This is a genomic window from Bacillus sp. FCW2 (assembly GCF_021228595.1).
Taxonomy (GTDB): domain Bacteria; phylum Bacillota; class Bacilli; order Bacillales; family Bacillaceae; genus Bacillus; species Bacillus velezensis.
In genome coordinates this window covers 1,492,589-1,508,286 of sequence record NZ_CP089436.1, presented here as the reverse complement: position 1 = coordinate 1,508,286, position 15,698 = coordinate 1,492,589, and the positions used below count along the sequence as shown (strand labels likewise).

At 34.5% G+C, this 15,698-nt stretch carries 16 protein-coding genes and 1 pseudogene; all 17 read left to right on the top strand.

Features of this window, described 5'->3' with window-relative positions:
- Positions 1-57 precede the first annotated feature (57 nt).
- The gene (locus K3G25_RS07660; RefSeq protein WP_021493593.1) at positions 58-294 is read left to right on the top strand and encodes a helix-turn-helix domain-containing protein; all 237 of its coding nucleotides are present in this window, start codon (positions 58-60) and stop codon (positions 292-294) included.
- A 119-nt stretch (positions 295-413) separates the two neighbouring features.
- Complete coding sequence (locus K3G25_RS07655) at positions 414-593, top strand: hypothetical protein (RefSeq protein ID WP_029974522.1); 180 nt, start codon at positions 414-416, stop codon at positions 591-593.
- Between the two features lie 41 nt (positions 594-634).
- Positions 635-2,164 carry a competence protein CoiA gene (locus tag K3G25_RS07650; RefSeq protein ID WP_029974520.1) on the top strand — a complete coding sequence of 510 codons (1,530 nt, stop codon included), beginning with the start codon at positions 635-637 and terminating at the stop codon, positions 2,162-2,164.
- Positions 2,161-4,932, top strand: a complete 2,772-nt coding sequence (locus tag K3G25_RS07645) for an RNA dependent RNA polymerase (RefSeq protein ID WP_029974518.1) — start codon at positions 2,161-2,163, stop codon at positions 4,930-4,932. The genes K3G25_RS07650 and K3G25_RS07645 overlap by 4 nt, the downstream gene beginning before the upstream one ends.
- Positions 4,932-5,759 (top strand): hypothetical protein, encoded by an 828-nt coding sequence (locus K3G25_RS07640; protein WP_076983617.1) that lies wholly within the window; start codon positions 4,932-4,934, stop codon positions 5,757-5,759. The genes K3G25_RS07645 and K3G25_RS07640 overlap by 1 nt, the downstream gene beginning before the upstream one ends.
- Positions 5,760-5,807: 48 nt before the next feature.
- Complete coding sequence (locus K3G25_RS07635) at positions 5,808-6,140, top strand: HU family DNA-binding protein (RefSeq protein WP_267894988.1); 333 nt, start codon at positions 5,808-5,810, stop codon at positions 6,138-6,140.
- A gap of 587 nt (positions 6,141-6,727) precedes the next feature.
- Positions 6,728-6,883 (top strand): annotated as a pseudogene (locus K3G25_RS07630) (hypothetical protein); the annotation flags it as partial.
- Between the two features lie 673 nt (positions 6,884-7,556).
- Entirely contained in the window at positions 7,557-7,760 is a 204-nt protein-coding gene (locus K3G25_RS07625) for a hypothetical protein (RefSeq protein WP_029974513.1), read from the top strand.
- Between the two features lie 260 nt (positions 7,761-8,020).
- Complete coding sequence (locus tag K3G25_RS07620; protein ID WP_029974512.1) at positions 8,021-8,230, top strand: YonK family protein; 210 nt, start codon at positions 8,021-8,023, stop codon at positions 8,228-8,230.
- A gap of 11 nt (positions 8,231-8,241) precedes the next feature.
- Entirely contained in the window at positions 8,242-9,441 is a 1,200-nt protein-coding gene (locus tag K3G25_RS07615) for a metallophosphoesterase family protein (protein ID WP_029974510.1), read from the top strand.
- A 32-nt stretch (positions 9,442-9,473) separates the two neighbouring features.
- On the top strand, positions 9,474-9,848 hold the full coding sequence (locus K3G25_RS07610; protein ID WP_029974508.1) for a hypothetical protein: 375 nt from the start codon (positions 9,474-9,476) through the stop codon (positions 9,846-9,848).
- A gap of 110 nt (positions 9,849-9,958) precedes the next feature.
- A complete protein-coding gene (locus K3G25_RS07605) occupies positions 9,959-10,414 on the top strand; it encodes a hypothetical protein (RefSeq protein WP_029974507.1) in 456 nt (151 codons plus the stop codon).
- Positions 10,415-10,450: 36 nt separating this feature from the next.
- Positions 10,451-10,780, top strand: a complete 330-nt coding sequence (locus tag K3G25_RS07600; RefSeq protein ID WP_232489644.1) for a hypothetical protein — start codon at positions 10,451-10,453, stop codon at positions 10,778-10,780.
- 31 nt (positions 10,781-10,811) lie between these two features.
- The gene (locus K3G25_RS07595) at positions 10,812-11,336 is read left to right on the top strand and encodes a hypothetical protein (protein ID WP_110124754.1); all 525 of its coding nucleotides are present in this window, start codon (positions 10,812-10,814) and stop codon (positions 11,334-11,336) included.
- Positions 11,337-11,440: 104 nt separating this feature from the next.
- A complete protein-coding gene (locus K3G25_RS07590) occupies positions 11,441-12,361 on the top strand; it encodes a hypothetical protein (RefSeq protein ID WP_110124753.1) in 921 nt (306 codons plus the stop codon).
- The gene (locus K3G25_RS07585; RefSeq protein ID WP_110124752.1) at positions 12,348-14,117 is read left to right on the top strand and encodes a terminase large subunit domain-containing protein; all 1,770 of its coding nucleotides are present in this window, start codon (positions 12,348-12,350) and stop codon (positions 14,115-14,117) included. Before K3G25_RS07590 ends, K3G25_RS07585 begins: the two co-directional genes overlap by 14 nt.
- Positions 14,118-14,134: 17 nt before the next feature.
- Positions 14,135-15,670 (top strand): hypothetical protein, encoded by a 1,536-nt coding sequence (locus tag K3G25_RS07580; RefSeq protein WP_110124751.1) that lies wholly within the window; start codon positions 14,135-14,137, stop codon positions 15,668-15,670.
- Positions 15,671-15,698 lie beyond the last annotated feature (28 nt).

The window sequence follows — 15,698 nt, the reverse complement described above, 5'->3', positions numbered from 1 at the left end:
TTGTATGTAAACCAGTCATTTTATAAAATTTATTCAAACAGCAAAAGGATGATTTAAATGGAATATAGGGTTAAAAGTAAGTTGGATTCATTTCTAAACAGCAAAGGTATTGAAAAAGGCTGGTTAGCAGAGCAAATAAAAGCTGAAAGAGCAAGTATATCTAGATGGTGTAAAAATGACAGCGAGGGATTTGCAACCGTTCTCCCTAGTACATACAATCTTTTATTGATGGCACATATTCTAAATTGTAAAGTTGACGATCTTTTTGAATTAATCGAAATTAAATCCAATTAACTTTGGATTTTTATGTTTACAAGAGTAAAAATAAAATATATAATAAAGACACAACCACATGAAGTGGTCTTTATTTTAATTACTTTAAGAGTAAAAATAAAATAGTATGGAGGTGTAAGATGAAAAAGCAGTATTTATTTAGTCATTTAATGGGATTTATTGAGGGAAAAGTAGTCGATGGGACAGCAACACCCGAAGAAGAATTCCTTTATCAGGATTATAAATGGTACGGAAAGATTAATAAGCAAAGCTTTACATATCGAAGTTTAGTAAATCAATATCTTAATAGCGAATATTAAGCACTTTTAGAGTAAAAATAAAATAGTGTGGAGGGAATTGATTGTTAACAGCTAAAGTTGGAGAGAACATAATACGGAGTTTTGATAACAAGTATGATAGATATACCTTAAAGAAGTGGTCAGATAAAAAGATCCTAAAATGTCCAGTATGCAACGATACTTATGAATATTGTCACGGTGATATAGTGTCACCTTATTTCAGACATAAAAATAAAAAGTGTAGTGATTTTTATAGCGAGCCAGAAACAGACGAACATAGAAAAGGGAAGATCATGCTGTTTAATTGGATTAGTCAGCAGCCAAACATTGATAAATGCGAATTAGAAAAATGGCTCCCTGAAACTAAGCAAAGGCCTGACATTTATTTTGAGAAAAACGGAAAGAAGTATGTCATTGAATTTCAGTGTTCACCTATAGCTACAGAATTTTTAAACAGGAAAGAACTCTATAAATTAAACAATATCACTGATATCTGGATTCTAGGAATTGGAAAGTATAATTTAACAAAACATTATGAGGGTTACAATCATAGTTCACGTTTTAGAATAATTGAAAAAGAGTGCTCATCTAGTTTTGGTCTGTATTACTTAGATACAGAAAGTGAAGCATTTTTAATTGGAGACTCTGTGCTTCATGTTAACAACCTTGAGGTTAATCCATTTACCTTTACTGTTACGGAGTTTATAAAAAAGTATTATCTTAAGCCCAATATTCAAGGTGATCTTTTAAACCACCTGTCTAGTTTTGATGACCAGATACATTATTACATGCCTGTAAAGACAAAAGACGTTGAATTTAATGATTCTATTTGTTTAACCTTCGATTTTAAATCAAAATACAAAGAAACCATTGGTGAGGTAATTGAATCATATTCTAAATATTCATCTCACCTAGAATTCTTGAAGCAATTGAAGGAATTAAAAAAGTCTATCAGTATTAGAAAGATAAAAAAAGTCGTTAAATTGTTGAACGATAAATACTGTAATTTTAATCTCTCTTTCGAAATTTCAGGTTTTAATAGTCAATATTATATTTGTTCGATTAATTTTGAAGACTATGTCTTTTTTATAAAGAAAGAACAGATCGATTTTTGTTCTAAACATTACTATTTTTATCCCACCTACAGAAAAAGAAAAACAGTTTGGAGAGAAGGATATAGGCACAAGAACTTAAATTCATTAAAAATTAAATCTGTTTTTGATAACAATGTTTCTAAATTTATAGAACAATGTGTAGAACCCTTCATTTCGGAAAGAATAGAGAATGAGTTAAGGTTTCAAAAAAATATGAATATTGTTAAAGACTCTAACCTCAAAATTATTACAAACGATTATTGGATAAATGGTAATGAACGATTTAAATATTATAGAAACATAGAAGAAATAAATGAAGAATTTATTAAAAATGAGCTTGTAGAAGATACGGTTAAATTTAAAAAGAATAAAAATATAATATATATGTTTAACGAATCAAATGATATTAATAAAATCATTAACACCCTAAAAGAAATTGGTTTTAACAATGTTGAAATGTTATCTAATTGTACTAAGAAAAGAGGTAGTAATCGTTGACCAATGTTCAATACTTTACTTTTAAATTTAACTCTTCTAGATTAAAAGAGTTTAATTATAATATAAAATTGACCTTTAAAGAAGCAAAAAAATTTAATGAAATTATCTCGTTATTTGACAATCAAATTTTGAGATCTATTAGAGATATAAAAAAGATATCTTGTGAGGACATGATTAGAACCCTATACATAGAAAAAGAAAAAATAAAAAAAAGCAACCATAGTAATGAAAGTGCAAAAAGATTAAATGAAATTCAAGAACAACTAGATGACCTTCTTTTTGTTCCAGAGTATATAACAATTAAAATGGAGCACCCTAGCCACTATAGATATCTGTATAGAAAAGGTCTAACTCTAAACGGCAAACAGTTTGTTAGATTCTCTTCATCAGCTGGTCAGGCTAGAGCTTCAACTGTGGTGTTTATTGAAGCAAAAACAGCTAAACAACTAAATAAATTATTAGACAATGGTCGAGATATAGATAAGATGCTAGTCCCCTCCAAGTTCAATGCGTACAAAGGTCTGGCCGGCAGCGCTACGAAAGTAGTTAGCACTCCAAAATTTTGTTTAACACCTGACTATTACAGCGATACTAATGTGAAAGTTAACTTTGTTACTGAAACTCCACTTGAAGATGATGACATTATTGAAATTAAAGATATTGTTGAATCATTTAATCGTTTTGATGGTCAGGGTCTAATTAGCTATGAGATGGCAGAGAAATGGGCAGCAGAATTGGGGCTCGATTACGTTCCTGCACAATGGTGTATTAGACAAAACTTTATAAAAGGTATGCTAAACACCTTCCCTATTCATGAGTTTTGTGAAACAGTCAATAACGGAAATTACAGAATAAGAACATCCTATAAAGATGAAAATGGTAACCCCAAGATAGTTGATTTAAGAGACATTGATGTAATTTTGACTGAAAGCCAATTTAAATTATGGGACAGCTTCCCTTCAATTGAGGTTTATCAGGAAAATTGCATAAAAAACAATTTAAGATGGGGAGTGTCTCTTCATAGTCCTAAAAAAGATAAAGACATCTTGAAGATGAATTATCAGTTTCTACAAACACTTAATTTGAATAATGAGGATATTGAAAAGATTTGTGAGAAATTTGTTAATTGGATTACAGGAGTTAACGGGGGAAACATTTATTACACTATCCTCTTCCTCATTGGAACTGATATAACTGACGATAAGGTTGAAAATTACATAGACAAGTCAGATAATCATTGGATAAAATCATTGCTTGTTAATCCTAATTTAATTAATGACAAATACATAAAAAAGAAGATATATGACTTAATGAAAAAGAAAATCCAACGAGGTTGCCTCGGTGACATAATTCTGGATGGGAACTTTCAAACTTTAGTAAGTGATCCTTATGCCATGATGCAGCATGTTTGTGGACTTCAAGTTACTGGGCTTTTAGGAAAACGTGAGTATTATTCTAACTATTGGAATCAAAAAGGTGTCAAATATGTTGATAGTATGAGAGCCCCCCTCACCTACCGAAGTGAACACTTGATCTTAACTCTTAAGAAGAATGATGAAGTTGATTATTGGTACAGACATAACTACACAGGAATAATCGTTAATGTACATGGATCAGAAACAATGAACTGGGCTGGGAGCGATTTTGATTATGACATCATTGCAACTACTTCAGACGAAACTGTACTCAAAGGAGTTTATAAAGATGAGTTACCTGTAGTGTATACCCCTCCTACTTCTGAGAAAAGGATTCTTACCGAAGATGACTTATTCAATGCAGACTTATTCTCTTTTGGGTCAATCATCGGTTCAATAACAAACAAAAGTACAAGTGGTTATGCGCTTTTAGCTGAATTGGACACTGATTCTAAAGAATATGAAACAACTTTAAATCGAGTAAAGATGTGCACAAAGCTTCAAAGCGCTCAGATTGATAAAGCTAAGATCGGTAGAGAGGTTAAAGGTATTCCCTCCCCTTGGGTTAACTACAACAAGGTTAAAGACACGGATTCTGATGAAACTAAGACTGAAAAAGAATTTAAGAATAGGATTTTGCTAGACAGACACCCATATTTCTTCATCTATTTGTATAAAGGAACTAAAAATAAGTACAAAAAATACGTCAAAAGCTATGACATTACTTGTCAACAGAAGTTTGGAGTAAGTCTTCAAGAGCTTAGGACAGTAAAAAGAAAAACAAAAGAACAACGAGACTTTTTGAAGCTATTTGAAAGATTTAATCCTGTAATTGAAAGTGAATGTGTAATGAATCGTATTTGCAAATATATTGAGTCTGTTGATTTTGGAATAAGGAATATCGTTAGCAATGATTGTGATGAAGAAATTTATAAATTGTATTTGAGTGATGAAGCTGTGTTTGATGAGGAAAAATACTTAAAAGTCAAAGGCCTGTACGGTAAGTTTAAGAAATCTATTGGACAAAGCGCTGTTTTAAACACAGGAGATCCTTCTGAAAGAAGCTCGTACGACTCTGAGTTACATACCCAAATATCAAATTCACAAGAACTATTCAAACAAGAGGTTTTTCAAATAAGTTCGAGTGTTAATGAAGTAACCAATTACCTAGTTAAATTATTTTATTTTGATGAAAAGACAGCTAACAAAGAAGTTTTATGGTCTGCTTTTGGCCAATACATATTTGAAAATATCAAAAAGAAAGCAAAAGAATTTTACATACCTGCTTCTGATACTAAAGGAGAGATCGAATATTTGAATAATAGATACACATTGAAAAAGGTGGTGTTGTAATGAGTGACATAAAGTTTAAAGAAAAGGATTACGCAGAGCTCTTACTCAAAAAAGGCTTAATTTCAAAAAATTTCGGCACTGAAATGAAAATCTTAGCTAAATATTTTAAATCATTGGGTAAAAAGCCAAAAGAACGAGAGAAATTACTCTATGAGTTTTGTGAAAACTATGTTACTGATTTTAGCCGGGTTCTTTATTTTAAAAAAATCAATTCAGCCCTTAATTATGCAAGGAAAAAAGAAAATGTTCTAATCAATATTGATCAAATTGAAATAACGAAAAACGAACTTGAAGTAATTGACTCTTTAGATGTTGGCCATGTACAAAAGAAACTTTGTTTTACTCTCCTAACACTAAACAAGCTTTACTCAACAATCCATGAAACTAAATATGGTGAGAAATCTGAAGAACATTTTTACGGGGGCAACAATAAGAAGTACAAAGAGTTAATTGACTCTTCACATACTTCCCTCACAGCAAACAAACTTCATCTAATTATCGGAGAACTAGCTGCCAAGGGAATTGTTGAAATAAGAAATAAAGGTTTTATAAAACTATCCTTTATATATGAGATTAACCCTGATAGCGAAGTAACGATTTTAATTAATTCTTTTAATGATATAGGACTCTATTATGACCTATATACAAATCAACCGAGGGTTAAACAATGTTCCGCTTGTAATACACCGATTAAAATTAAAAGTAACAAAACAAAGTATTGCTCCAGTTGTGCTAAAGAAATTAAATCTATACAGGTACGAAATTTGGCTAGAGAATCAATGAGAAAGATTCGCTCTAAAAATGTTAATAAAATAGAAAAACGCTGAAGCCCTTGATACATAAGGGTTTGAAGGACATTTATAAATTTTCTAGTTATGGTAAGACATGTACATATTAAGAATAAAAATAATATAATAAAGGAGAAATCACATATGAACAAAACAGAATTTGTTGGAGAAGTTGCAGAAAAATTAGGAGTTACTAAGAAAGAAGCTGCGCCTAAAGTAGAAGCAGTATTTAACGTGATCGTTGAAACACTTACAAAAGGTGAATCAATCAAGATTCCAGGAGTTGGAACGTTTGAAGTTCGTGAACGTGCAGCTCGTAAAGGGAGAAATATTCAAACTGGCGAGGAAATCGAAATCCCTGCTTCAAAAGTAGTGAAATTTAAGCCTGCTAAAGCACTAAAAGACGCAGTGAAAGCTTAATAAAAGTTACTGAGGACGACAGGAAAGGCTTCCTGCACGCTTTGTCACATAGAGCTTATGCTCCTAAAAGTGGCAGAGTTAGATGTTATGGAGGAAATTGTCGCCCTCCCCTCTTTTCGCATGTGTTCAGCTCCAGGTTAATTAATTAGAGTTCTTTTATTGATGGCATGGGGGTGTCGTCAATAATAAGCTGTTTACTGATATGTGGGATATCAGTTCTCGGCTAATATTCATTTGTTTGAGGACTTGGAATGCCAGGGTTTCGGATAAGTGGATATTAGCGGGGTATTGCCCCATCGTGGATGAAGCCTTTTCTAAACATGTCTATGCTATTTTCATACGAACAAAAGCATTAAATTCGACTTTACAACTACAACTGGTCATTGTGGTTGGTCGGATAATGGTCACTTATGAGGGTTCGAGGTTAACTCAGAAGTCTGTGTCTTAAAGAGACAGGTAAATGGCTATTATCGGGCTAAAAATGTCGGTAAGACCATTGCTACTCAAGCTGAAAAATTGCTGTTTATGTAGGGTGAATCCCATCACAGTCTTACTATGGGTGACATGTAGCCTGAATATTAATTGCGGTGTACTGCTTCGGCTTGCACTTAGGTAAGGCAGATGCGTCTCCCTTCCCTTTAAATAATGCCCTTGTAAGCTTTGTTGCTTATTAGAGGTAATCAAAAATTTTTCCGGGTTAGCGAGGCTTTGTAATTACATACCCTCGTAAAATAAGTGAAATGGCTTTTGAGCGCTTGATCACCGCTCCCATTTCACAGAAAAGGATTATTTTCGGTCTTGCCTTTTCAATTTCACTTAGAAACATATTCGCTATTTTATTCGCTACTTCTCATTCAATTTTCTGAATGGAGCCTAACCCCATGCACATACCTCCTTACACGGGTCAGAGAAGACTGTGCAAAATAAATGGCGAGCGTTTGAGACGCTTTGTTTCTCAATAAGGCGTGTAACCTGACAAGAGAGACTGAAAATGCCATTGAGAAGGCTTATAATGGGTCTTTCCTTCTTATATTTTTAAATATCTATAAACAGCTAACGTGCAAGCTCTTTTAAGGTGATGCTTGATAGAGCGATACTAAGCAGTTCACGAGACAACCGTGAATTCTCCGCCGGTGGGGACTTTAAATACGTTCCGGAAAGCGTGTAATATTTGTTGTCATAGCTCATCTGCCAGGTGTAGAAGGAGAATCCGGTTTTTATGCTCATGTACCTTGATGTACAAGGAGTTTCTGAAGACGTTATTTGGCGTCTTTTGTTATTTTCGACTTACAAAGATTTCGATCGATGAATCCGTAATCAGCGTATTCCCTGTCGATTTTGCGTACCTACTTGGGTTAATGAATAATATGTAAGGAAACGCTAATTTCGTATAATTTTCAAGGGAGGACGAAAAAGATGGACACAAATATTCGCGTTAAAGTTATGTATGATGACACGGTATATAATAAGTGGGGCGAGATTATCGATGCTATCCTTAACGAAGACACTGAAGAATATTTTGGAAAAGATCATGAAGGTCGCGAAGTATTTGTCGCATCTCTCGACATGTACGGTGAGCTCGTATTAGAGCCTGGATTTAAATTAGTAGACGACAAATAACGCAATCAGAACGAGGCTTCCGCACCCTGTGGCGAGGTCTTTTTGTGCTTGCGTTTTACTATGGATCATCCGGAATGTGCTTACGAGCCTTCCGGTACGCAAGTTATCAATAGTCTCCTTCGGGCGTTTCCCCAACGCCTATCCGACTTATCTTTTCATCTCCTTATATCCCCTTTTCGGACGTTACCGATGCTTCGGATCATCGGGCTTCCGAAGGAGCTTATTGAACGTAAATAAAACACATATTGGAGGAATTTAATTTGGCTAAAGGGAAGAAAGAGTATTCTTTTAAGAACTGCACTGTAAATGTTGATGAAGATCAAATTATTGAGCATAAAGGTGATGGCATACACATTCACTCATTATCTAAATACCTAAGAGAGCTTGAAAGCAAAACAGATCCAATTGATTTCACGTTAAAAAGTGACAGTGATGTTGTTCCTCAAGAAACTGAAGGACTTTCTGAGTAGGTGGTGACTGAATGACAGCTATTTTAGATACTGTTTTACAACGAGAAAAAGACGAATCATTTACTGATTATCATATCAGACTTTTCAAAAACAAAGACACTTATCACATTGATACACAAACAATTGCTGCCCTTTTAAACAAGGATCAGGGAACCAACTATGATGAAAGCAAATGGCGTAAAGACTTTAAACAATTTGAGCGCTGGCACGATTACTTTATCTCAAAGAATATGAACAAAGAAGTTCAACAAAAACATGAAGAAATTCGCATTGAATCCGAAAAACAAACAATCAAAGCACGAGATCAAAAAAGAGAATACCGGAAATTCATTGCCAATCAAGCACGGTTTGAACAAATTAAAGATGATGTCGTACAAGCTATTGCATCTTTAGAGTCAAAAAGACCCCTTCGCTTCACCTTCCCATCCCCCGCTATTGCTGAAAAACATGGGCTTGCACTATTCAGTGATTGGCACTTCGGAATGGAAATCGACAACCGCATTAACAAATTCAATAAAGAAATTTTTAATGAGCGTGTAGAACATCTCACGAACAAAGTGATTGAGTATGGTAAACAGAATCATGTTTCCACACTGCATGTAGCAAATCTCGGGGATTTAATCGGAGGTCTTATTCATGTGTCTACAAGAGTTCAGGCCAATGAAGATGCTGTAGAACAAATTAAATATGTATCAGAAACGCTTGCCGAGGTTTTAGCGATGTTGGCAAGTGAGTTTCAAGAAGTTAAGTTCTACAACGTAGCAGGCAATCACGGTCGGCTCTCCCCTTCTAAAAATGATATAGGGATTAAAGAAAACTTTGAATACCTCATTAATTGGTACCTCGAAGCCAGATTGAAGAACATAAAGAACATCTCCATTGAACCTGAGCAAGACGGATTCATCCCCGCTAAAATCAACAATCAGGAAGTCGTGTTTGTACACGGACACTACGATCGTGTTGATCAGTGCGTAACACGATTACCTCAATTACTTGGCTACATCCCTTCTTACATATTCGGTGGTCATATTCATCACAATTATGAAAAAGAGTACGGCAGCACAACGGTTGTTGTAAATGGAGCGCTTGTCGGTGCAGATGATTATGCTATGCAAGGTCGGTTTGGAACAAAGCCTTCTCAAAAATTTATGGTTTTTGATGATGCAGGTATTGAGGCTACATACATAATTAGATTTAAGAATGAAATATAGGGTTGCGACCAATCGCTTTAAGGAGAACGATTATGGAAAATAAAGATTTCATCAAAGATAATATCGGTAATTGTTTAAGTAAGCTGTCTGAACTACGCAAGGAAGGAAATCATCCGGCATACAAAACTATCGCCAAATCCCTGTGTGAGTACATGAAGATGATAAATACTCAAGACATGAATGAAATTAAATACTTGTCAAATATTAATAAATTAATCTCATCTGAAATGGACAATCTCAAAATCTTTATTACTACTTCATTTAATAAGAGGGATTTTAAAGCTTATCATAGTTTAAGTTGTGTTTTCGGTGAATTAAGTAGAAATTTAGGTTCTCTTAGAACTTCCCTTCGATTGATACATAAGGAATTATCTGAACGTGTACTGCATTACCAAAAGGAGGATTAAATAATGAACGTTACTTCATTTATTAATGAACTTTCAATTTATTGGGAGCAATTTTCGGAAGAATTTAAGAGGACAATTACTGAGTCTTTGTTTCAAAGGAGAGAATAAATTTGGAATTAGCAATGCACGAAGTTTATAACCTTCACTTGTATGATAAAACAACTGAGGAGTCTTTAATTGATTTAACATCTCTTCAAGATGTTGAAATCTTTTATAGCGATGAACATGAAACGTATTTGATTTTTGCGAAGAACGCTCTGTTAAACTTTGATGTACTTAAATTTTTAGGCGATTATAAAGCCCCTACCTCCTTTGAATCAAAGTTAGGGAAGAAACAATATATTTCAGTTTTAAAAGAGACTCCTCGCTCTGAATTCAAATTATTAGCTGAAACAATTGGTCGCCATATTGAGACAACAAAGTCACACAAGGTTACTTTAGAATTTAACAATGTCGAAATTATTTCTAGAGCAGAACTTAAAGGTGTTAGTGGAGAAGTATCAGGTTTAGATTTGATTTTTAAAGTAAACCCATTAGATAACGAATTCTTCAAAATTCACTATTGATAAAACTTTAATTTTATTCAGATTGGAGCAGTGTAAGTGGCTGATTACAAAGATGTTTACGAGTCTTTCTGGAAGGAAATCATTGAAGATGGAACAGGAAATATTAACAAAGAACAATTAATGAAAGAGCTGTGTGATTATAAGTATCTGTTGGATTCAATTCCTGCTGTTTATGAAGAAGTGACTTGTAATACTGTAAGTAAGCCATTTGCTGATCCTAAATATATTATTGAGACTCATAGAGAAGCTTTTATAAATAAAAGAATTGCCATAGATGATTTAAGAAACATGAGTGTGGCAGCAAAACACTATTCACCTTATGAGACAGTTGTGAGCCTAGGAGCTATTGAAGGTTTATTAAAGTAATATTAAAAACGATTGAGGATGAAGACAAAAAATGACGACTGAAGATTTTAAATACTTAAATAAACATTTAGAAACCCTCTTAGAGTTAAAACAGTCTGGATACAGATGTGATTCTGAGATTAAGCGTGTATTAGAAGCTATTCATTTAACTATTTTTGGAGAGAAAATCCAACCTCCATCCAAGCGAATGAAAGTTGTTTTTAATGACGTGGATAAATCACTACAAGAAAAGTTTCATAAAAATGCACCCAAAATGCTGCTGGTAAATGGTTCTCAGAGAGGTAAAGGTAAAACAACTCTTCTTCTTAGGCTATCACAAGAGAATAATATTCCTTTACTTGTAGGTGCTCATCAAAAGGTTTACAAAGACTTAGCCAAAGAAAAAGGAATTAGTTGTACTATTATCTCAGCCAATTATTTAGAAGGTAACCATTTTCCGAATGGCGTTTATATCGACAGTACTGTTACTAAAGATCAACTCAAAACAATTAAAAAATTAGGAATTGAGATCAAAGGAGGATTTCATCATGATGAAGTCCTCTCTTCTTTAGTTTAAATACCTTTTTAGAACGCCCAGGATGATTGCGGTACCCCCTTCCGCTCTATTACTGGGCGTTTTATAAAACGTGTTTACATCAACTAACTTTATGGAGGTGAGATATGTCTGCTGAAAAAATAAAATGCTCATGCTGCGGCAAAGAACAAAATGCCAATCAATATTATATTTCTGAATCCGCTTTTAATGCTGCAACCGGCAAACTATCAGTGTGTAAGAGTTGTCTCCAAAACGAATTCCAAAAAGACAAAGATAACTTGAAGAATGTACAAAACATCTTAAGGATGATTGATCGCCCATTTGTTTACGACTTGTGGGTTTCTGCTGTTAACGAATCCGTTTCCAAGAAAAAATCAGATGGCAATGTGTTAGGTACGTATATGAAGAATATCGGAATGAAAGATTACAAGTCAAAAACTTGGGCAGACAGTGAATTTGACTTTGAAGAAGAACAAGAATACACAACACAGTTATTACTCGCTAAAAGTACAGAAGATATATCTAAGGAAGACATAAATGAATTAATGCAATTCTGGGGTCGTGGTCTTGATGTTGAAGATTACATTTGGCTTCAAAATGAATATATTGATTTCACGAATAGGTATGAATGTGACTCTAAAGGAATGGAACTTCTTATAAATGAAATATGTTTGACGCGGCTAGATATCCGCAAACGGCGGGAGAATGGTGAAAAAGTCGATCAGCAGCAAAAAACTCTTCAAGATTTACTTGGCTCAAGTAATTTAAAACCGGTTCAAGAAACTGGAGCAAGTGGAGTTGAGCAAGAGTCTTTTGGAACCTTGATAAAAAAATATGAGAATGAGAGACCAATACCTGAGCCAGAGCCTAGGTGGAAAGATCCTGATAAAATTGGTAAATACATTAAGGTGTTTTTCCTTGGTCATCTGTCCCGAATGCTTGGTCTGAAAAATCAATATTCAGATGAATATTGGGAAGAAATGAATAAGCACACTGTTGAAGAACCTGTTACAGAAGAAGAGGAACGAGAAAATGACCTCACATAAAAATTTTACAACAGATCGCAACAAGCATAGTCGAGGAATTAATATCTTTAAAAAGGGAAACAACTTTAAAAAGAAATCAAAATCCGAACGATTAATGGATGGTATTGGTGCATGGACTTCATTCTATAGAGCAAATCCACATCGTTTCGTAAAAGAATACTTGGGCATTACGCTTAAATTGTTCCAATGTATTTTAATTTACATGATGGTACATAACCATTATTTTATGTATTTGGCCAGTCGTGGTCAGGGTAAAACTTGGTTAACCTCTGTATACTGCTGTGTGCAAGCTATTCTTTTCCCAGGTACTAAAATAGTTATTGCATCGGGGACAAAAGGACAAGCTCGTGAAGTCATAGAGAAAATTGATGACTTACGTAAAGAATCGCCTAATTTAAGGAGAGAAATAGAAGATTTAAAAACCTCAACAAATGACGCTAAAGTTGAGTTTCATAACGGCAGCTGGATTAAAATCGTCGCCTCAAATGATGGCGCACGTTCCAAACGCGCAAACCTCCTCATTGTAGATGAATTCAGGATGGTTGATTTTGAAATCATCAGTAAAGTACTCCGAAAATTCCTAACAGCTCCCCGTTCTCCTAAATATCTTGAAAAAGAAGAATATGCTCATCTCAAAGAGCGAAACAAAGAAATTTACCTCTCATCCTGTTGGTATAAAGTTCATTGGTCATTTAACAGGTTCATTACATACTACAATGCAATGATGAAAGGTTCTAAATACTTTGTTTGTGGCCTCCCTTATCAAATCGCAATAAAGGAAGGTCTTTTGGATAAAGATCAGGTGCGAGATGAAATGGCTGAAGAAGACTTCGATCCTATTGGTTGGTCAATGGAAATGGAAGCTCTCTGGTTTGGTGAATCTGAAAAAGCTTATTTTAAATTTGAAGACATTGAAAAGAACCGGAAACTTGCTTCTCCCCTCTTCCCTCCAGACTATTATAGCTTAATCAAGGATTCCAACTTCAAATATGAATCCAAGAAACCAGGAGAGATTAGACTGGTAAGTAATGACATCGCCGGAATGGCCGGTAAGGATAACGATGCCAGTGTTTACACAGTATTCAGACTGATTCCAAACTCCAATGGATATGATCGTCATATCGTATACATGGAAAGCATTGTAGGGGGTCATACAGGGACTCAAGCAACAAGAATTCGACAAATATACGAAGACTATGATTGCGACTATATTGTATTAGATACTCAAAGTATCGGGCTTGGCGTGTATGATGCATTATGTCAGCCTCTATATGATAAAGAACGCGCTAAAGAATATGAGCCGTTTTCATGCATTAACGATGAAAGAATGGCTGAGCGTTGTACTTATCAAAATGCTGAAAAAGTAATTTATAGCATTAAAGGTAATGCACAATTAAACAGTGAAATTGCGGTATTACTCAAAGATGGATTCAAACGAGGGAAAATCAAAATCCCTATCAATGAAAATGAAGGAAAAGAATACCTGAAAAGATTTAAAGGCTATGAAGGCTTATCCCCTGAGGTTAAAGGGAAATTCCTTTCAAGCTATGCTCAGATTACACTTCTAATAAATGAAATGATCAACTTAGAAGCTGAATATAGCGATAATGGACAAGTTAAGCTTAAAGAGCCAAAAAGTAAACGAAAAGACAGATATAGCTCAGTGGCTTATGGCAATTATATTGCCACAGTATTAGAAAGACAGTTAAACAAACAAACTGAATATGACGTTGAAGATGAGCTGGTCTATTTTTAAAAGAAATGAGGTGAAACATGGTTTCCTTAAATAAAGTTGACATTGAATCAGAAGAGTATAAGCAAATGCTGAATGACTATTCAACTTATACTGCTACATTTGCTTCTGGCTTTATCTCGAATATGTTTTCCAGTGGCATTGTTACGGAAGTTGAGGCCGAACAATTAAAAAACTATTTTTCTAACCCCGATCAATTTCAAGAAGAAATCGAAGATCTTGCAGAGTACTTTTACATTTCTACTGCAGAGATTCACCAACTGTTTGAATTGATTGAAGCCCTCCCTACCCTCAACTATAAAATTGATTCCTTTTATAAAGCTAAGTCTTCAGATAAGCATATTTCCCTTTTAAATAAATCCTTACATAAAGTCAAACATAAAAGACTTACTAGAGATTTGTTAAAACAGGTTGCTACAGCCGGCACTCTTGTTGGTATATGGCTTGGAGACGATAAGAGTCCCTATCCGTTTATCTTTGATGAGATTAAATATGTGTTTCCCTCTTTTAGGAGAAATGGAGACTGGGTATGTGTAGTTGACATGGAGATGTTCACTAAGTATAAAGTTGATCGCAGGAATGAATTGTTAAAAAGCCTCTCCCCTTTTATTAAACAAAGCGATTATGAAAACTTCGTGAAAGATCGAGAGAAATATCGATACAAGGAATTGCCGCAAGAGAGAACTTTCCCACTACGCACAGGAACACTAAAGAGAAATCAAGGCTTGGGAACATCTTGGGTTACCCCAGGTCTATATGATGTGCTTCACAAAAAGAAACTTAAAGATGTCGAGAGGTCTATTGCAAATAAGATTATTAACGCTGTTGCAGTATTAACAATTGGTACAGACAAAGGTAACGGAGAATATACAAACATGAAGTTGCCTAAAGCAGTTAAACAAAAAATTCATGGCGGAGTTAAGTCAGCTTTAGAAAAAAACCAAAAAGATGGAGTGACCGTAGTATCAATCCCTGACTTTGCTGACATCAACTTTCCAGATGTTAAAGCAGATGGATTAGATGGAGCAAAATTCAATCATATTAATAGCGACATTCAATCTGCTTACGGCTTGTCCGGATCCCTCCTGAATGGTGATGGAGGTAACTACGCAACATCATCATTAAATTTAGATACATTTTATAAGCGGATTGGCGTTTTAATGGAGGATATTGAACAAGAGGTTTATCAAAAGCTATTCAACCTTGTCTTACCGGACAGTCAAAAAGACAACTATTATATGAATTATGATAAAGACAAGCCGCTCACTCTGAAAGAGAAAATGGATATCCTAATTAAATTAAACGATAAAGGCTGGTCTATTAAGCATGTAATTGACAACTTAGCTGGAGTATCCTGGGAGAGCTATCTCGAACAAACTCTTTATGAAACTGAAGAGCTTAGACTCCAAGATAAAATTAAACCATACCAAACATCCTACACAATGGGTGATGGCTCTTCAAACAATGGAGAATCTGAACAATCTTCAACCGAAACTCCTACAAATGAAAATACAATAAAATCAAGAACATCTGATGGAAACAATACGCCTGAATAGTGTTCTCTTTTGAAAGGGGGTGAATTTC

Coding starts and splice junctions, on each gene's coding strand:
- K3G25_RS07655 (WP_029974522.1), top strand. CDS start 414: ATGAAAAAGCAGTATTTATTTAGTCATTTAATGGGATTTATTGAGGGA.
- K3G25_RS07625 (WP_029974513.1), top strand. CDS start 7,557: ATGGACACAAATATTCGCGTTAAAGTTATGTATGATGACACGGTATAT.
- K3G25_RS07615 (WP_029974510.1), top strand. CDS start 8,242: ATGACAGCTATTTTAGATACTGTTTTACAACGAGAAAAAGACGAATCA.
- K3G25_RS07640 (WP_076983617.1), top strand. CDS start 4,932: ATGAGTGACATAAAGTTTAAAGAAAAGGATTACGCAGAGCTCTTACTC.
- K3G25_RS07635 (WP_267894988.1), top strand. CDS start 5,808: ATGGTAAGACATGTACATATTAAGAATAAAAATAATATAATAAAGGAG.
- K3G25_RS07610 (WP_029974508.1), top strand. CDS start 9,474: ATGGAAAATAAAGATTTCATCAAAGATAATATCGGTAATTGTTTAAGT.
- K3G25_RS07585 (WP_110124752.1), top strand. CDS start 12,348: ATGACCTCACATAAAAATTTTACAACAGATCGCAACAAGCATAGTCGA.
- K3G25_RS07580 (WP_110124751.1), top strand. CDS start 14,135: ATGGTTTCCTTAAATAAAGTTGACATTGAATCAGAAGAGTATAAGCAA.
- K3G25_RS07595 (WP_110124754.1), top strand. CDS start 10,812: ATGACGACTGAAGATTTTAAATACTTAAATAAACATTTAGAAACCCTC.
- K3G25_RS07590 (WP_110124753.1), top strand. CDS start 11,441: ATGTCTGCTGAAAAAATAAAATGCTCATGCTGCGGCAAAGAACAAAAT.
- K3G25_RS07660 (WP_021493593.1), top strand. CDS start 58: ATGGAATATAGGGTTAAAAGTAAGTTGGATTCATTTCTAAACAGCAAA.